This is a genomic window from Bryobacter aggregatus MPL3 (assembly GCF_000702445.1).
GTDB classification, from domain to species: Bacteria; Acidobacteriota; Terriglobia; order Bryobacterales; family Bryobacteraceae; genus Bryobacter; species Bryobacter aggregatus.
On the sequence record NZ_JNIF01000003.1, the window covers coordinates 1,900,926 to 1,918,115 of the forward strand.

The window sequence follows — 17,190 nt, forward strand, 5'->3', positions numbered from 1 at the left end:
GAATCGCACGCTTGTCGCGCATATCCAACCTGAGCTAGCGCCGCTTCCGCACCGGAACCCGCACATGCACCTCGAGCGCCTGCTTGATCTCCTCGAAAACCAGATCCGGCGTCTGGTTGCCGTCTATGTGCACCACTTTTCCCCCTCCGGCAGCATCGTAGAAGCCGAGGACCGGGTCGGTCACCTCGCGATAGGCTTTCAGTCGACGGTGGGCGGTGGCGACGGTGTCGTCCCGGCGCTGCGTGAGCCGCGTACGATCGACGTCGCAAAGGCCGCTTTCAATAGGTGGTTTTGAGAGCACGTTGTAGATGGCGCCACAGCCTGGACAATTCCAACGCGCGCTGAGCCGGCCGATGAGCAATGGCTCGGGAACATCCATGTGCACCAGCAGCGGTTTGGGATAGGCCAGCGATTCGAGCACGTCGCTGAGATGCGTGGCTTGATCGACGGTTCGCGGATAGCCATCGATCAGAAAACCGTCGGCGCAGTCCGGCTCGGCCAGACGCGCCTCCAGCAGGCGATTGACGATTGCGTCAGGCACAAGGCGACCGTCGGCCAGCAAGCCGTCGATCAGTTTCCCCATACTGGACTGCCTTTCGCTCTCCCGGCGCAACATGTCGCCTGTGGAGATCGCGGGAATGCCCAGGCGTTCCTGAATGAGGGGCGCCTGCGTTCCCTTGCCGCAACCTGGCGGACCGAATAGCAGAAGGACCACGTTCTTCCTCCGTTCGTTCCCCCGTATCCGGTCGGCTGGTTAGCCTCGATACGGGAGGATATTCCAAAAGAGTAGACGGCGAAACGCTCGGCGTCAATCCGCCTTTTTCTGAACCAGTGTCTAGGAGCCCCGATTGCCCAAGCGGATGGAAACAGGTCTACCGCTACAATGGGACATCTCATGCGCATCGCTCTCGCGCAAATTAATACCACTGTTGGCGACTTCCCGGGGAATCGCAGCAAGATGCTGCACTTTGCCCGCCAAGCCGCCGAAAAAAACGCGCAAGTGGTTCTGTTCCCTGAACTTAGCCTGACAGGATACCCTCCACGAGACCTCGTCGAGCGCCCCTCGTTCCTCGCTCGTGCCGCGATGGAACTGGAGATTTTTGCACAGGAAACAGAATCCTTGCCGCTGCATATCGTAATCGGTAGTGTGGCCGCTTCCCAACAGGGGGCAGGCAAAAAGGTTTTGAATACGGCTTCGGTCCTCTACCGGGGCCGGGAAATCTTCCGGCAGACCAAGATGCTGCTGCCTACCTACGACGTTTTTGACGAAGGACGCTACTTTGAGTCGGCCTCGGAACAGACGCTGCTCGAAATCGACGGCATTCCGGTGGCCCTCACGATCTGCGAGGACGCCTGGAATGCGAAGAGTCTGCACGCTCCGCATCTGTACCGCCGCGATCCGATCAGCGAGTTGCGCGCACAAGGGGCCCGGCTGCTGCTGAGCATCAACGCGAGCCCTTTCGAGATCGGCAAACGCCAGCGCCGCCGTGACCTCTTCGAGGGCATTGCCAAGGAGCAGTCGTTACCTTGCGTCTATGTCAATTCAATTGGCGGCAACGACCATCTGGTCTTTGACGGTTCCAGCTTTGCGATGAATGCGTCGGGCGGCCTGATTGCCGAAGCTCCGAGTTTTTCGGAAAGTCTGACGCTGTGCGACGTGAGTCTCGGCACCGGAGAGCACAAGGCTTCGCACCTCACCGAACCGGACGCGGTGTACGAGGCGCTGGTTCTGGGCACGCGCGACTATGTCGCCAAGTGCGGCTTCCAAAAAGTGCTGCTCGGTCTTTCCGGCGGCATCGATTCGTCGATCGTCGCCTGTCTGGCCGTTGAAGCCTTTGGGCCTGAGAATGTGATGGGCGTCGCTATGCCTGGCCCTTATTCCTCCGAGCATTCCGTTACTGATGCCCGCGCGATGGCGGAGCGCTTGGGCATCCGCTTTGAGATCTCGCCGATCCAGGCCGCCTATCACACGGTGGTCGAGACGCTCAGCCCCCTGTTTGCGGGACTGGCGCCCGATGTCACTGAAGAGAACCTGCAAGCCCGCCTGCGCGGGGTCACCTTGATGGCGCTGTCCAACAAGTTCGGCGCAATGGTGTTGACGACGGGAAACAAGTCGGAACTCGCGGTGGGCTATTGCACTCTCTATGGCGACATGTGCGGCGGGCTTGCGGTGATTTCCGATATTCCCAAGACGTTGGTTTATGAGCTCTGCCGGGTGGCAAATCGCCGCCTCAACAATGCCATCCCTGAGAACGTCTTTGTGAAGCCTCCTTCGGCGGAACTGCGTCCCGATCAAACGGATCAGGATTCCTTGCCTCCTTATGACGTGCTCGATGCCATTCTCAAGGGATATATTGAACGCTTTGAATCGCCGCAACAGATTGCGGATGAACTGCAGCTTCCGATTTCCCTCGTCCGTGAGATTGCCCGTAAGGTCGATCTCAATGAATACAAGCGCCAACAAGCCGCCCCAGGACTGAAGGTCACCTCCAAGGCCTTTGGCATGGGACGCCGCATCCCCATCGCACAACGATATCGAGAGTAAACTCATGAACCGCTTCTTCCCCGTTCTCGGGCTTGGCTTGATTGCTGCCTGTGCCTTGTTGTCCCAACCCCGGACACTCGGTCCGCAGCCGGATGGCAGCACTCTGTTGCCGACGGGCTGGAGCATCCGGCCTGCCGGTACGCAAAAGGAGACCGATTCCTTCCCCATGGCGAGCGCGCTTTCTCCAGACAAGCGTTTTCTTGCTGTGCTGCATGGTGGCGCCAACCCGGCTGCGGTTGTGCTTCTCGATGCGAAGACGCTCCAACAGATTTCCCGTGTCGAGCTGCCCGATGCCTGGCTGGGGCTCAGCTTCTCGCCGAATGGGAAGAGTCTCTATGTGGGGGGCGGCTCGCGGGCGATGGTCTACGCGCTCAGTGTCGCAGGCGACGGGCAACTCACCCGCGCCGCCGACTGGCGGCTGACGGAAGGCGCACCGGTTCCCGAAGATTTCACGGGCGATGTGCAGGTTTCTCCCGATGGCCGGCTACTCTATATCGCAATGCTGCATCGCAACAAGATTGCAGTCATCAATCCCCAGTCGGGCCGGGTGATCGAGCGTTTTGATACTGGCCGCCGTCCCTATCGCATCCTCATGCACCCCGACAATCAGACCTTCTTCGTCTCTGCCATGGGTGATGCAACGGTCTACTTCCATCGCGCGTCAGACGGCATGATCCTGCAGCGGGTGCGTGTGGGTTCGACACCAATGGACATGGTTTGGCGAGGCGCGAAGACTCGCCTTGATGAGGACGAAGAAAAGGGTCCGCAGCCCTGGTTGGCGCGGATCTTTGTCGCCAGCTCGAATACAAATTCCGTCCATGTTCTCTCGGTTGCGGAATCAAAGGACATCCAATTTGTCGAGACCATCAATGTTTCGCTCACGCCGTTGCAGCCACTGGGGGCCACGCCGAGCGCGCTCGCGTTGAGTCCTGATGAGTCGCGGCTCTTTGTGGTCTGTTCTGATCTCAATGCTGTTGCCACTGTCGCTGTCGAAGGCAAGCGCTCGCAGATGCTCGGCTTGATCCCGAGCGGGGCCTATCCGGTTGCAGTGCGCTCGATGCCCGAGGATCGTCTGCTTGTTTTTCAGAAGGGCAGCATCTCGGAGATCCCCGGTCCCGATCTGGCAAAGCTTGGGAGCTATACCGATGGGGTGCGGCAACAGACGCCTTATCGCGACACGCAAATGACCGACAATCCGCTTTCCTCCGCGATTGTTCCCGCGCAGGTGGGCACTCGCAGCTCCGCCATTGAGCATGTCCTTTATATCGTCAAAGCAGGCCGCAGCTACGATCAGGTTCTCGGGGATCTGGGGAAGGGCAATGGCGAGGCCGCGCGCACCACGTTTCCGCGTGCAGTGGCTCCCAACCATCACAAGCTTGCCGAAGATTTTGTTTTGCTGGACAATTTCTATGCAAATGGCGAGGGTGAGGCCGACGGCTCCAACTGGTCCTCTGCCGCGATCGTACCTGCTTATGTCCAGCGCCTGGGCCGCTTCCTTTCCTCGGGTTTTGATGGCGGTGAAGTTGCCGCCAATGCTCCGGCCGGACGCATCTGGAGCAATGCGTTGGCTGCCGGACTGCGGATCCGCAACTACGGATGGTCAGTCGAAAATCTCCCGAAGCCGCAAGGCGACCGGCAGATCGCGAAGCTTCGCGATCCGCAGCTTGCCGCGCACACTGCAATGACTTTCCGCGGCGCCGATCGAGAGTATCCGGATACCGAGCGCGCGAAGGCCTTTCTCGCGGAACTGAAGCAGTACGAAGCGAACGGTAACCTGCCCAACCTGATGGCAATGCGTCTCAGCAGCACCCAGATGGATGACAATGATGAAGCCCTGGGGAGGATTGTCGAAGCGGTATCAAAGTCCAGGTTCTGGGCCAAGACAGCGATCTTCGTCATGGAAGCGAATGGGCAAAAGGGTGCTGACCATGTCGACTCTCACCGGACTCCCGCTTTCGTCATCAGCCCCTACACACAGATGGGGAGTATCGATTCGACGATGTACAACACAACAAGCGTGCTGCGTACGATCGAGTTGTTGCTCGGCTTGCGGCCGATGACTGTTTATGACGCCAGTGCAACACCGATGACACGCGTTTTCGCAACCACCGCGAAGACTACGCCCTACACGGCACTTCCAGCCGCCGGGGGGCACTAGGAATCGATGCCCAAAATCTACCTCTCCTTCGTCTGGCACATGCACCAGCCCTTCTATAAGGATCTGGTCTCCAACGAATACAAGCTGCCCTGGACTCGTCTCCACGCCCTCAAGGACTATTACGGCATGGTCAAGGTGCTGGAGGATTTTCCCCAGGTGCACCAGACCTTCAATCTGGTGCCGTCGATGCTGGTTCAACTGGATGAGTATGCTCGCGGCGTCGCGGTGGACCCCTTTCTCCGGTGTGCGAACAAGGATAGCGCCAGCCTGACTGACGGCGAGCGTGAGTTTATCCTGCGCTACTTCTTCCAGGCCAATGTCCAGCGCATGATCTATCGCTATCCGCGCTATGGCGAACTCTATGAAGCCTTTCTGGCGGTGAACGAAAACACCAGCCGCGCGCTCAATACCTTCAACGATACGGCTTTTCGCGATTTGCAAGTTCTCTCGCAACTCGCCTGGTTTGACGAAGAGTTTCTCACCCACGATAGCGATGTAAAGGCGCTGGTGAGCAAGGGGCGAGGCTACTCGTCCGCCGATCAGTCGTTGCTGGCCGCCAAACAGTTGGAGAAGCTTGGGCTGGTGCTCGATGTCTATCGCGATTTTTCCAAACGCGGCCAGATCGAAGTGTCGGCGACTCCCTTCTACCATCCGATTCTGCCTCTGATCTGCGATTCGCAAATTGCCGAAATCTCGCATCCCTATGTCGCGCTTCCGCCGCGCTTTCGCTATCCGCAGGATGCGCGTGTCCAGTTGGAGCGATCGCGCGACTACATGCAGCAGCAGTTTGGCCAGGCCCCCAAGGGACTCTGGCCGAGTGAAGGTTCTGTTTCCGACGAGGCGCTGTGTCTTGCTCACGAGACGGGCTTCCGCTGGTTTGCCACTGACAACGGCGTTCTGGCTCGCACCATCGATCACGCCGGTACGCCCGATGTCACCTACCGGCCTTATCTCTGGAAGCAGGGCAAGTATGAGATGCATGGCCTGTTTCGCGATCACACCTTGAGCGATCTGATTGGCTTCGTTTATTCGCGCATGGGGGCCAAGGAGGCGGCCGACCACTTTCTGGCTGCCATCCGCGCCAACTGCGCTCCGATCCTGCGTGCGGGCCGGGATGCGCTGGTTCCGATCATTCTCGATGGAGAGAATGCCTGGGAGTATTTCGATCTCTCCGGCCGCCCCTTCCTGCGGGAGCTATACCGGCAGATTGAAGAAGACCCGAAGATGGAGGCGCTGACCGTGTCTGAGGCGATTGCCAAGGTGCCCGCCGAGCCGATCGGGCACATCTTTCCCGCCTCCTGGATCAGCACAAATTTCGACATCTGGATTGGTGCTGAAGAAGACAACAAGGCCTGGGAGTATCTGCTCCGCGCCCGCGAGACTTATGACAAGGTGAAGGACCACGTCAGCGAAGAGGCGCGTTGTCTGGCCTTCGAAGAACTGCTGATTGCCGAGGGCAGCGATTGGAATTGGTGGTACGGCCCGGAACACTCCTCCGCCAACCGGACTGATTTTGACCGCCTCTATCGCGAGCACCTGGCCAATGTTTATCGGGCTCTCGGACTGTTGCCGCCCGAGGAGCTTTCCCGCCCGATCCTGAAGGTTGATATCCAGGTGACGCACCAGAGTCCGCGTGGTCCGCTCCGTCCGGACATCGATGGCCAGATCTCCAGCTACTTCGAGTGGATGGGCTCCGGCAGCTATTCGATCGACCAGCGCCAGGGTGCGATGCATGGCCAGCGTTTCCTGATTCAGGAACTGCACTATGGATCGGACGGGGCTTGGCTCTTTATCCGCATCGATTTTGTGAAGGGTATGGAAGAGTCGCTGCGTGGCGCGGAATTGCGCTTCCAGTTTCAGGGAACCGAAGTGACGGTGCCGCTGGTTCCGCTCTACGAGACTCCTCCTCACGATCCTTTACTGCTCCGCGCGGCCTATGACCAGATTTTTGAGCTGCGGATCTCACAACGAGCGGTTGCCAAGGCGCACCCGATTCGTTTTCAGGTTTCGGTCTGGAAGGATGGTCTTCCGCTCGATGCGCTGCCCCAACAGGGCTCGATCGAACTGCTCAGCCACGAACTGAACGAGTGGCTCGGCTAGCTGCCGAGCGCCGCGATCCGGCCCGAACGGATGCAATCGGGAATTCCAATGCCGCGGTAGCCGTTGCCGGCGAGCCGCAGGCCCGGGTGCTTCGCCACCAGGCTATCGATTTCTTCGAGAAGCGCCGCATGGCCCACTTCGTACTGCGCCATCGCGCGGGGCCAGCGAGAGAGGTGGAAAGCGAGCGGTTTCGCGGTGATTCCGGTGAGGCGCGCAATGTCCGACAGGACCGCCTTCTCGAGATCAGCGCCCGGCCCTGATCCTGCGACAAAACAGCGCAGCAGCAAGCGATTTTCCGGAACGCGGTAGTTGAATTTTTGATCGACGAAGGTACAGGCGAGCAACAACTCTCGCTCTTTTTTCGGAACCAGAAAGCCAAATGCGGCGAACTTCTGCGGCACATCGGCGCGGTCGTAGATCACGCCAATGGTCATCGAACTGGAGTAGTCGATGCGGCTGAGGAGGCTCGCCAGATGCGGGTCGAACGATTGCAGCAAGGTCGATGCGGCCCAGGCGGGAGTGGCGACAATCAGTTGGCTGCTGCTCAAAGTTTCGCCGCCAATCTGAACCTTGTACTCCGCTCCATGGTGGGTAATTTTCTGTGCCGGTTCCCGGATGATGCGGCAGTAGGGAGCAATCGATTGCTCGATTGCCTCGACAAGCGAACCCAATCCGCGCTTCAGGGTTCGAAACAGGGTGCCGCCTTCCCGTTTGGGGGCGTTGGCGATGCCAGCGAGAGTTCCTTTCGTGAGACTGCCATACTTTTCTTCCATTTCGGCAAAGCGTGGCAGCACACTGAGAACGGAAAGCTTGTACGGATCGCCACCATAGACTCCGGCGAGCAGCGGCTCGGCCAGATATTCCACCGCTTCGCGGCCGTAGTGATCCTCAATGAAGTCGCCGACAGAACGGTCGGGGTGCCCTGGGGTGGGCGAGCGGAAGAGTTCGAGCCCCATCCGGATCTTCGTGCGCCAGGAGAGCAGCGGGCTCTTCACCATCGGCATCACCCGGGTAGGCACCATCATCATCAATCCTTCGGGCAAGGGAATCATGCGGCCGTCGCGCACGATCCAGGTGGCCCGCTGGTGGTCGTTTGAGCCGATCACCTCATCGGACAAACCAAGCTCGCCGATTAATGACAAAGCCTCGGGCTTGGCCGAAAGAAAGCTATCGGGCCCTGCCTCGAGGACACAGTCTGCGATGGTATTGGTTTGGATCACGCCGCCCAGGCGAGCTGAGGGCTCGATCAGGATGGACGCTTGTTGCCGTCTGGCAAGGTAATAAGCGGCGGAGAGACCACTGATCCCTCCGCCGATAATCATGACGGGTTCCAGGCTAGGGGCGGAACTCACGTACCATCTGCACCACGGCCTTGACGTTCTCGACCGGAGTTTCGGGGAGAATGCCATGGCCCAGATTGAAGATATGGCCTGGACGAGTGCCGGTGCGCTTCAGGATCTCGTGCACCTTCGACTTCAGTTCCGGCAGTGGCGCAAACAACGCGGTCGGGTCGAGGTTGCCCTGGACAGCAGAGCGATAGGAGATGTCCATCCAGGCCTGGTCGATGTTCATGCGCCAATCGACGCCCATCACATCGCCGCCCGCGGCATGCAGTTCGCGGAAGAAGCCCGCGCAGCCGGTACCGAAGTGGATCACCGGGACACTTGAGGTGCGAATGCGCTCAATCAGCGCGCGCGAATAGGGCTGGACATAGCGGACATAGTCGTCAGAGGCGAGAGCGCCAACCCAGGAATCAAAAACCTGGATGCAGCGGGCGCCGCTTGAAACCTGCATGAGCGCAAAGGTGCCCAACACGTCGACGATCTTGCCCATCAGACGGCGCCACAGCGTCTCGTCGTGGTACATCATCTTCTTTGTTTTGAGGAAGGTCTTGGACGGGCCGCCCTCGATCATATAGCTGGCCAGGGTGAACGGGGCGCCCACAAAGCCGATCACCGGAACCTTGCCTGCGAGAGTACGGGTGACCAGTTGGATGCTTTCTCCGACATAGCCGAGATCGTCCGTGTTGGAGGTGGACAGCGAATCGACATCCGTGGAGGTTTCCACCGGGTTATCGATATGCGGCCCTTCACCCGCAAGAAACTTCAGCTTCAATCCCATCGGTTCGACGGGCAGCAGAAGATCGGCAAAGATGATAGCTGCGTCTACGTCGAGAATTTCGATCGGTTGGAGGGTGACCGCGGCCGCTAAGTCCGGGCGCTTGCAAATCTCGAGGATTCCGGTCTTGGCCCGGATGTCGCGATATTGCTTCATGTAACGGCCAGCCTGGCGCATGAACCAGACAGGACGGACATCGGTGTTGCGGCGCCGGCAGGCGTCGAGGAAACGGGAGTTCATTGGAGCCATTCGCATGTCGTTTCCCACTTCTGGCTCCGGGTACCTTCGGGGCAGATGAGAACACGCATTCCTTTCGGTTTGTGGCGGGCCGCCCAATCGCGGCCAAGTATATAGAGTGGTTTCGCCCAGGCTTCTGTGTCAATCGCCTTGGATCCAACCAGTGAAACAGACAAAGTTCCCTGCGCGGGAAAGCCGGTGCGGGGGTCCATGATGTGGCTATAGATATTGCCGCCAGCCATGAAGTACTTTTCCGAACTGCCCGAGGTCGCCATCGCTTGATCCCGGAGCATCAGTTCGGCGACACTGCGGTCTTTGTAGGCAGGATGCCGGATACTCACCTTCCAACCTGGCTCACCCGGAGGGGTTCCCAGGCCATAAAGGCTCGACCCCGATGCGGAGACAAAGGCACTGGTAATCCCGGATTCCCGTAGAATCGCCACCATCCGGTCCACGGCATAACCCTTGCCGATCCCACCGGGATCGATTTCCGTTTGCGGATTGTCAAAGCGAACGGTCTGCGTGTCGCGGTCGAGGATGATGTGCTGGTAACCAACGGCGGACATGGCGGTGCGAATTTCTGACCGGTGCGGAAAACGCCCTGACCCCTTGAAGAAGCCCCAGCGCCGCATCAGCGGCCCTACAGTAATATCGAAGGTTCCTTCACTCTGACGGCTATATTGCAAGCACGCTTCGAGCAACTGGAACAGTTCAGCCGAAATTTCGACAGGCCCTTTTCCCGCTCCCGCATTCACTTTCGACCACTCGCTGGTCGGCTTGTAGTTGGACAACAGTGAATCGAGACGGCGTGCCTCTTCGAGAGATTCCGTCACGGCAGCCTCGAGCTGGCTGCGATTTTTGCCGTAGGCGGTAACTGTAAATACCCCGCCCATGCAGTCTACGCTTGCCTCATACCGAAGGACTTCGTGGCCCTCAGTTTGGCTCCAACCCAAAACAACTAGAACTAAAAGTAGCACAGCAGGTACGATTTTCGAGGAGTTTCGCCTTACCTTCGTACACTTTACAGAAGCCACTCGTTTTTAGTCCTTTGGACGCCCTTTTTGGATGCGTTTGAGCAAATCGGTCACCCGGGCCCGAGGACCGAGATTCATTGCAGAGTTGAAGTAAATCTCAGGAGTGTAAAACAGATCAATGCGTTGCGCGAGTTCTTTTCGAAAGTAAGCTTTGGTGGTCTTCAGTACTTCCAGAATCTTCTCTGCTTCTTCGCCTTGAGCCGGAATGTGGACGCTCACGGCCACCTTCTTCATGTCAGGGGAAACCTGCACGTCGGTCACCTCAAGGCCCGCCAAGCGCGGGTCCTCCAGATCGTAAGCGATCATTTCGGTGATCTCCAGGCGAATCGCTTCCGCGACTCGTTCAAAACGGCGGCCTTCCACAACTCTATTATCCGGCCTGTCAGCCCAAACAAGGAAGAATTTCTTTGGCTGCTAGCTGGCGCCGTGTCTGCTGAGGTACCCGGCGACCTCTGTCTTACCTCCGTGCTGGGCCCAGCCGAGCGGTGTGGCCTGCCAAAGTTTGTCCTTGAGATCCAATTGCGCGCCTCGATCCACCAGCAGCGCGACCACCGCAAAATGACCGGCGAGAGCGGCCTGGTGCAGCGGTGTGGCATGGGAGTGGAGATGCGCCGGGTTGTAGCGATTGGGGTCTTCGCCTGCATCGAGCAGCAGCTTCACAATCTCGACCTTGCCGAGTTGCGCCGCAAGGGCCAAGGCCCGATGCCGCTCTTCCACGCCGGCAGCTGGCAGCAGCCGTTTTAGGTCCTCGATCCGTCCCAATCCGGCTGCTACGGGTAGCTGATCCACCCTCGCGCCCCGCTGGACCAGCGTTTCTGCTGCGTTTTCAAATCCAAAGACCAGGGCGGTGACCAGGGGCGAAGTCCAGGCTCCTTCGCCTTGGGCTTCTACGGAAGTGCCGAAGTCGACGAGCGTATGAATCAAGCCCTGCTGGACGCCTGATTCCGCCGGTGGCGTGCTCGAAACCAACATGCTCATTGTCGTGCAGTGGCCGCCGTACATGTCGGCAACTGCGTCTGGCTCGGCACCGGCCTCGAGCAGCAGACGCGCGACCTCGACAGCGTTGGCCGGACTCTTTTGCCGGTAGCTCTCGACGCCGTTTGCGCCCAGGTAGTGCAGCAGTGTGGCGCGGTGAATGGGGGGATCGAAATTAGTCACCCGCGTCGAGCGCGCCTGGATCAGTTCCGGGTGCTTCTCCAGCAGGACTCGAAGGCGGTCCAGATCGCCGGCGATGACTGCCTCGACTGCAGATTCGAAATGAAATACCGCAGAATCCCGATCGGCCATCGCGTGCACCCACTCTGACAAGGCGGCCCAGTCGCGAAAGTTGTACCAACGGGCGATGGCCAGTTCGGCATCGTCCTGGCTCAAGGCCGCTGCTTGGATCTCGTCATCGGAAATCCGTTTCGGCAGCCAGACGACTTTCTCGTCGAGAAAGCGAGGGTGATTCTGGTGGAACAGCTCGATCGCCCAGTGCTGACCGTCTTGCTGCGCCAACAGCAGTGCGGCTGCCTGCTGGCGGTAAGCTGCGAGTGTGGAGTCGAAGGACAGCGGCTGCAGCGCCATGACTCCTTCTATCACAATGTCCGGGTTTGGCTGACCTGCAATTCCACGGGGATATCCGTATAGTTGCCGACATCGCCCAGGATTTGATTGCCGACTGCGGCGATTCCGGCCTGAAAGCCCTCCAGGCGATCAAAGTAGAGGCGGCAAATGAAGCGATAATTCGGCGGCATGCCAGCCGCGAAGCCGGAAACACCTTCATCCACTTCGATCTTCTGCAAACCAAAGGGCTGCAGGAGCCGGCTCACCATCGGCAAGTGCCGGTCGTAGTAATAAACAGTGTCGAAACGGCCCTCACCAGCCGCTGGGTAAAACGCGGTTACGCAGATCATAGCTGTGTTAACTTAACGCTGTATGGCACGTAGCGTCAACAAGGTAATTTTGATTGGGAATCTCGGCCGTGATGCCGAAACCAAGTTCACCCCACAGGGGATCGCGGTGAGCCGCTTCTCCATTGCGACCACGCGCCGCATCAAGGATTCCGGTTCTGGCGACTGGAAGGACGAGACCGATTGGAACAACGTCGTCCTCTGGCGCAACGAAAATCTGGCCCAGTATCTGACCAAGGGCAAGCAAGTCTATATCGAAGGCCGTCTGCAGACGCGTAGCTACGAAGACAAAGACGGCAATAAAAAGTACTCCACTGAAGTGATTGCTGAAGAAGTGATGCTGCTTGGTGGCCGTGGGGAAGGCGAAGGCAGCGGTGGCGGCATGCAGAGTGCTCCGCGTAGCGCTTCTCAGCGTCCTGCCCAAGGCGGCGGTGGCGGCCGCCCGTCCGGTGGCAACTTCGACGACTTCGATCCGGGGATCAGCGACGACGACGTTCCTTTCTAGAGCGCGTCTCTTGGCTCATCTGGTGATAGGCTGAGTTAAAATGACTCCTCAAGAAGTCCTGGATTTTGCCAAGGCGAATGCTGTCCAGCAGGTCGATATTCGTTTTGCCGATATCCCAGGCCTGTCCCACCACATTACCTACCCGATCTCCGAGGTCAGTCTCGACAGTTTCGAGTCCGGTTTCGGCATTGATGGCTCTTCCATCCGTGGTTGGGCAGCGATCAACGAAAGCGATATGCTGCTGGTGCCTGATCCAGGCACGGCCTTTCTCGATCCCTTCACGCGCGTCAAAACACTGGTGATGAACGGTACCGTGATCGACCCGATCACTCGCCAGCACTATGAGCGCGACCCGCGCTGGATTGCGATCAAGGCCGAAAACTATCTGAAAACCACCGGCATCGCGGACACCATCTTTGTGGGGGCTGAGGCAGAGTTCTTTATTTTTGAGAACGTCAGCTTCGACCAGAATATGCACTCGGCTCACTATCAGATCGATAGCGATGAGGGCCATTGGAGTTCCGGCCGGCGTGAGAACAATCTCGGGTACCGGCCGCGCGTCAAAGAAGGTTATTTCCCGGTTCCTCCCACCGATCACTATCACGATCTCCGCTCGGAGATGGTGGAAGTGATGCAGGCTTGCGGGCTCGAGATCGAGTGCCACCACCATGAGGTTGCCACCGCGGGCCAGTCGGAAATCGACCAGCGCTACAACACGATGGTGAAGAGCGCCGACAACATGATGCTCTATAAGTACGTTGTGCGGAATGTCGCGCAGCGTAATGGGAAGACCGTCACCTTTATGCCCAAGCCGCTCTTTGGGGACGCCGGGAGCGGCATGCACGTTCACCAGAGTCTCTGGCGCGATGGCAAGCCACTGTTTGCGGGGGAACTGTACGCCGGTTTGAGCCAGACTGCGCTCTGGTACATCGGTGGACTCTTGAAGCATGCCCGCGCCCTCAGCGCGATTATTGCCCCCACCACCAATAGCTACAAGCGCCTGGCTCCTGGTTATGAGGCGCCGGTCAATCTGGCCTACAGCCGCCGGAATCGCTCCGCAGCGGTTCGCATTCCGATGTATTCTTCGGCTCCGAAATCAAAGCGTGTGGAGTTCCGTCCGCCCGATCCCAGCGCAAATCCTTATCTTTCGTTTTCCGCGATGTTGATGGCTGGGATCGATGGCATTATTAATCGCATCGATCCGGGCGAGTCGCTCGACAAAGACATCTACGATCTCTCTCCCGAAGAGTTGAAGGCTGTGCCATCGATGCCTGCTTCGCTTGACGAAGCGCTCGACTGTCTCGAATCTGATTACGAGTTCCTGCTCAAGGGCGATGTGTTCACCGCCGAGCTGATTGAAACTTATATCGCCTATAAACGTAAAAATGAGGCCGACGCCATCCGGCTGCGGCCTCATCCTTACGAATTTCACCTGTACTACGACATCTAACGCTTGGGTCCGAAGTAAGCGACCAAGCCGATCAGAACTGTATTCTGGCCCTTGGTCGCGTTTGGGGTGCCGCCGCGCTCAAAAACCTGTCTGTTGGACCAATCACGGCGATACTCGAGCCGCGTCAAGAGACCTTCTGCCCACTTGTACTCGCCGGTCAGCGTGAACTCGTTGAGCTTTTGGGCGGTTCCAGTGATGAAACCATCCTTGTCGTAGTAGTGTTCGATGCGAGGACTGATCGAAATTTCATTGGTGAGTTGAAACTTCGCCGCCCCTGCGACCGCAATCCAATCATTTGATCCTTTGCCGACAGCAAACTTTTCTGTACCGTAGTCGAAGTTCACATAGGTGCTGATTTTACTGGTTGGGTTCAGCGTGACTACGGTGTCATAGAAGTTTCGGAATCCACGATTCGTGTCCGTTTTCTCGGGACCTGTATAGTAAGTATTCATCCAGGCGAACTTACCGAGAGTGAGTGCTGTGGTGAAGCCCAGTGTCTTACCGGAATTGTTATCTTCGACGTTATTCCACCCGTTCACCAACTGGAAGCCAGCGGTGAAGTGTTGGTTGATCGGGATGGAGGTGCGCAACCCGAAATGGTAATACGGGCCGTTCGCATAGAGAAGCGAGCGCGAATAGTTCCAATTGAGGTGAGTTTCCGTTGGTTCCGCACCAGCGCTGGTGTAGAACTTTCCGAAATCCAATTGCAAGCCCTTGGCCTGTTTCGGCTTGAAGCTGATGTAGGCCTGGGGCACATAGCGCAGGTTATCGAAGCCATTCGCGGTGTCTTGGAAGTTGAAGATATCCATTGCCCTCCCGAATCCGAGATCCAATTTGAAACCCACTGGATCTGCGTCGTGCTCCAGTGTGAGCTTGGCCATGTTCAGGCTGAAGCTGTTTGCTCGCACATCGAAGTTGCGATAGATATTGGTCCTCGAGGCCGGATGATTGGGGGCGTAGCTGAAGTATCCGTCGACAAGCCCACTGAAGTTGATGGGGCCCGCCGACCAGTTTGCGGGGGCCGCCGGCGTGGTTGGGTCAGCCGGACCTTGGGCAAAAAGACAAAAAACAAAGAATGGGCAAATTGCGGTCTTGAGGTAAAAGCGCGAATACTGCATCATGGCTCCTATTAGCGATCCTTATATTTGGCATCACTCGACTGAGAGCCGGCCATCTCGTTTCAACGAGTGTATGGGGTCTGTACAAAAGATCGCCAATCAAACATTTCAATTAGGCGAATCAAAATAATCTGTTTCCCACTTTCGTTTTGAAGTAGCATGATGAATCAATCCGCCAAGTCACGCGCGATGTCTATCCCGCCCCTGTCGTCCACGGGAATCCCACTGAACTGGACAGTCATGAAAAGAACCGCATTTGCAGTCCCACTCGCACTTGGCAGTGCCGCTGCGCTTTTCGCGCAGGCAACCCCACCGCCGACCCTCGCCTCCCTTGAGGCAAGCGTCAAGGCCGCACAGTCTGCAGGCGACAACGCATGGATGATGACCAGTTGCGCGCTGGTGCTCATGATGACGGGCCCTGGCCTCGCCCTCTTTTATGGAGGCTTGGTACGTAAGAAAAACGTTCTCGCAACCATGATGCAGAGCTTTACGCTCATGGCCCTGGCAACCGTCCTGTGGGCCGTTGTCGGCTACAGCTTGTGCTTTGGAGAAGGCCAACCTTTTATTGGCGATCTTCGCTATTTCATGTTGAACGGCGTTGGGGCAGATCCCAATACCGACTACGCTGCGACCATTCCGCAGCAAACCTGGATGATGTTCCAGTTGATGTTCGCGATTATTACTCCGGCACTCATTACTGGCGCCTTTGCAGAGCGCATGAAGTTCAATGCGATGGTGTTGTTCATGATTTTGTGGTCGTTCCTGGTGTATTACCCGATGGCGCACATGGTTTGGGGCAAGGGCGGCTTCCTGAATGCGTTTAGTGGCAGTCCAAACGCTGTGCCTTGTTTCGATTTCGCTGGCGGCACGGTGGTGCACATCACCTCGGGTGTTTCCGCGCTGGTCTGTGCCATCTACATGGGCAAGCGGCATGGTTATGGCACGGAGCCGATGAAGCCACATTCGCTGGTGCTGAGTTTTATCGGGGCTTGCATGCTGTGGATGGGCTGGTTTGGCTTTAACGCCGGAAGCGCTCTGAGCGCCGGTTCTCTCGCCTCAAGCGCCTTTGTCACCACGCACTTTGCCGCTGCTACTGCCGCGCTGGGCTGGACCCTGATGGAATGGCTCCACTCGAAGGCGACGGTGCTGGGCGCAATCTCGGGCGCGGTGGCCGGATTGGTTGTGATTACTCCAGCGGCTGGCTTCGTTTCTCCGAGTGCGGCCCTGATCATGGGTTTTGTTGGCGGCATCTTCTGCTACTACATGGTGGTGAAGGTGAAGGCCATGCTCGGCTATGACGATTCGCTCGACGCATTTGGTGTCCACGGCGCAGGCGGCACTCTGGGTGCGCTGCTCACGGGTGTCTTTGCCAGCACGGCCGTCAACTCCGGCATTCCGGCAGGAAAAGCGGGTATGCTCGAAGGCAACGGTGGTCAGGTTCTGAGCCAGGGCATTGGCGTTGCGATCGCATGGGGGATCGCGATTGTTGGCACACTGTTGATTCTAAAGATCTGCGATCTGGTCTGTGGCGGCGTCCGAGTGAGCCAGCAGGATGAAATCGAAGGTCTGGACCTGTCACAACATGGCGAAGAAGGCTACTCGCTGGAAGGCTGAGGATAGAGAGGCAATCACACAATGAAAAAACTCGAAGCAGTCATCCAACCGTTCAAGCTGGAAGAAGTGAAGGAAGCCCTCAAGGGCATTGGGGTCGATGGCATGACCGTCACTGAAGTTCGTGGTCACGGACGGCAGAAAGGCCACACCGAGGTCTATCGTGGGCAAGAGTATAAGGTCGACCTGCTGGCCAAGATCAAGATCGAGATCGTGATTCCCAGCGCACGGCTGGAAGAGGTGCTCGACACGCTCATGAAGGCCGCCCGTACGGGCAAGATCGGCGATGGCAAGATCTTTGTCTACGATGTCGCAGATGCAATCCGGATCCGTAACGGAGACCGGGGCGAGAGCGCTATCTAGCCGACTCCGCACAAAACAAATGAAGAGGTCCCCGGCCGCAAGGCTGGGGACCTCTTTTT

At 58.0% G+C, this 17,190-nt stretch carries 15 protein-coding genes; 7 read left to right on the forward strand and 8 right to left on the reverse strand.

Annotated features, from left to right (window positions below; translation table 11 throughout):
* Positions 1-34: 34 nt before the first annotated feature.
* Positions 35-715 (reverse strand): adenylate kinase family protein, encoded by a 681-nt coding sequence (locus M017_RS0109020; RefSeq protein WP_031497497.1) that lies wholly within the window; start codon positions 713-715, stop codon positions 35-37.
* A gap of 168 nt (positions 716-883) precedes the next feature.
* On the opposite strand from M017_RS0109020, the gene M017_RS0109025 reads away from it, so the two are divergent.
* Genes M017_RS0109025 through M017_RS0109035 form a run of 3 tightly spaced genes read left to right on the forward strand, consistent with a single transcriptional unit; the run spans position 884 to position 6,803 of the window.
* Positions 884-2,545 (forward strand): NAD+ synthase, encoded by a 1,662-nt coding sequence (locus tag M017_RS0109025; protein WP_238325844.1) that lies wholly within the window; start codon positions 884-886, stop codon positions 2,543-2,545.
* Positions 2,546-2,549: 4 nt separating this feature from the next.
* A complete protein-coding gene (locus M017_RS0109030) occupies positions 2,550-4,703 on the forward strand; it encodes a bifunctional YncE family protein/alkaline phosphatase family protein (RefSeq protein WP_051669712.1) in 2,154 nt (717 codons plus the stop codon).
* Between the two features lie 6 nt (positions 4,704-4,709).
* The gene (locus M017_RS0109035) at positions 4,710-6,803 is read left to right on the forward strand and encodes a glycoside hydrolase family 57 protein (protein ID WP_035957745.1); all 2,094 of its coding nucleotides are present in this window, start codon (positions 4,710-4,712) and stop codon (positions 6,801-6,803) included.
* Here the strand turns inward: M017_RS0109035 and hemG are convergent.
* The 6 genes from hemG to M017_RS0109065 all read right to left on the reverse strand — a co-directional run bounded on the left by hemG (position 6,800) and on the right by M017_RS0109065 (position 12,087).
* Entirely contained in the window at positions 6,800-8,155 is a 1,356-nt protein-coding gene (gene hemG / locus M017_RS0109040; protein WP_162179870.1) for a protoporphyrinogen oxidase, read from the reverse strand. The genes M017_RS0109035 and hemG overlap by 4 nt on opposite strands.
* The gene (gene hemE / locus M017_RS0109045) at positions 8,139-9,170 is read right to left on the reverse strand and encodes a uroporphyrinogen decarboxylase (protein WP_031497506.1); all 1,032 of its coding nucleotides are present in this window, start codon (positions 9,168-9,170) and stop codon (positions 8,139-8,141) included. Before hemE ends, hemG begins: the two co-directional genes overlap by 17 nt.
* Positions 9,158-10,051: an FAD:protein FMN transferase gene (locus tag M017_RS0109050; protein ID WP_080507599.1), complete on the reverse strand. Its 894-nt coding sequence runs from the start codon at positions 10,049-10,051 to the stop codon at positions 9,158-9,160. Before M017_RS0109050 ends, hemE begins: the two co-directional genes overlap by 13 nt.
* A 147-nt stretch (positions 10,052-10,198) precedes the next feature.
* A complete protein-coding gene (rbfA, locus tag M017_RS0109055; protein ID WP_031497510.1) occupies positions 10,199-10,555 on the reverse strand; it encodes a 30S ribosome-binding factor RbfA in 357 nt (118 codons plus the stop codon).
* Positions 10,556-10,606: 51 nt separating this feature from the next.
* Entirely contained in the window at positions 10,607-11,758 is a 1,152-nt protein-coding gene (locus M017_RS0109060) for an ankyrin repeat domain-containing protein (RefSeq protein WP_051669717.1), read from the reverse strand.
* Positions 11,759-11,769: 11 nt separating this feature from the next.
* Positions 11,770-12,087, reverse strand: coding sequence for an EthD family reductase (locus tag M017_RS0109065; RefSeq protein ID WP_031497513.1), 318 nt, complete (start codon positions 12,085-12,087; stop codon positions 11,770-11,772).
* 22 nt (positions 12,088-12,109) lie between these two features.
* Here M017_RS0109065 and M017_RS0109070 point away from each other — a divergent pair, with 22 nt between their 5' ends.
* Positions 12,110-12,589, forward strand: a complete 480-nt coding sequence (locus M017_RS0109070; protein WP_031497514.1) for a single-stranded DNA-binding protein — start codon at positions 12,110-12,112, stop codon at positions 12,587-12,589.
* A gap of 40 nt (positions 12,590-12,629) precedes the next feature.
* Positions 12,630-14,039, forward strand: a complete 1,410-nt coding sequence (gene glnA / locus M017_RS0109075; RefSeq protein WP_031497516.1) for a type I glutamate--ammonia ligase — start codon at positions 12,630-12,632, stop codon at positions 14,037-14,039.
* Here glnA and M017_RS0109080 read toward each other — a convergent pair.
* The gene (locus M017_RS0109080) at positions 14,036-15,160 is read right to left on the reverse strand and encodes a porin (RefSeq protein WP_051669719.1); all 1,125 of its coding nucleotides are present in this window, start codon (positions 15,158-15,160) and stop codon (positions 14,036-14,038) included. The two genes, glnA and M017_RS0109080, sit on opposite strands and share 4 nt — an antisense overlap.
* Positions 15,161-15,397: 237 nt before the next feature.
* On the opposite strand from M017_RS0109080, the gene M017_RS0109085 reads away from it, so the two are divergent.
* A complete protein-coding gene (locus tag M017_RS0109085; protein WP_035958159.1) occupies positions 15,398-16,771 on the forward strand; it encodes an ammonium transporter in 1,374 nt (457 codons plus the stop codon).
* A 21-nt stretch (positions 16,772-16,792) separates the two neighbouring features.
* Positions 16,793-17,131, forward strand: a complete 339-nt coding sequence (locus M017_RS0109090; RefSeq protein WP_031497520.1) for a P-II family nitrogen regulator — start codon at positions 16,793-16,795, stop codon at positions 17,129-17,131.
* The last annotated feature ends 59 nt before the right edge of the window (positions 17,132-17,190 follow it).

What these genes read in the sequence shown, in the direction of transcription:
- M017_RS0109025 (WP_238325844.1), top strand. Translation starts at nt 884, where the DNA reads ATGGGACATCTCATGCGCATCGCTCTCGCGCAAATTAATACCACTGTT.
- M017_RS0109030 (WP_051669712.1), top strand. Translation starts at nt 2,550, where the DNA reads ATGAACCGCTTCTTCCCCGTTCTCGGGCTTGGCTTGATTGCTGCCTGT.
- M017_RS0109035 (WP_035957745.1), top strand. Translation starts at nt 4,710, where the DNA reads ATGCCCAAAATCTACCTCTCCTTCGTCTGGCACATGCACCAGCCCTTC.
- hemE (WP_031497506.1), bottom strand. Translation starts at nt 9,170, where the DNA reads ATGGCTCCAATGAACTCCCGTTTCCTCGACGCCTGCCGGCGCCGCAAC.
- M017_RS0109050 (WP_080507599.1), bottom strand. Translation starts at nt 10,051, where the DNA reads ATGGGCGGGGTATTTACAGTTACCGCCTACGGCAAAAATCGCAGCCAG.
- M017_RS0109060 (WP_051669717.1), bottom strand. Translation starts at nt 11,758, where the DNA reads ATGGCGCTGCAGCCGCTGTCCTTCGACTCCACACTCGCAGCTTACCGC.
- M017_RS0109065 (WP_031497513.1), bottom strand. Translation starts at nt 12,087, where the DNA reads ATGATCTGCGTAACCGCGTTTTACCCAGCGGCTGGTGAGGGCCGTTTC.
- M017_RS0109070 (WP_031497514.1), top strand. Translation starts at nt 12,110, where the DNA reads ATGGCACGTAGCGTCAACAAGGTAATTTTGATTGGGAATCTCGGCCGT.
- glnA (WP_031497516.1), top strand. Translation starts at nt 12,630, where the DNA reads ATGACTCCTCAAGAAGTCCTGGATTTTGCCAAGGCGAATGCTGTCCAG.
- M017_RS0109080 (WP_051669719.1), bottom strand. Translation starts at nt 15,160, where the DNA reads ATGATGCAGTATTCGCGCTTTTACCTCAAGACCGCAATTTGCCCATTC.
- M017_RS0109085 (WP_035958159.1), top strand. Translation starts at nt 15,398, where the DNA reads ATGAAAAGAACCGCATTTGCAGTCCCACTCGCACTTGGCAGTGCCGCT.
- M017_RS0109090 (WP_031497520.1), top strand. Translation starts at nt 16,793, where the DNA reads ATGAAAAAACTCGAAGCAGTCATCCAACCGTTCAAGCTGGAAGAAGTG.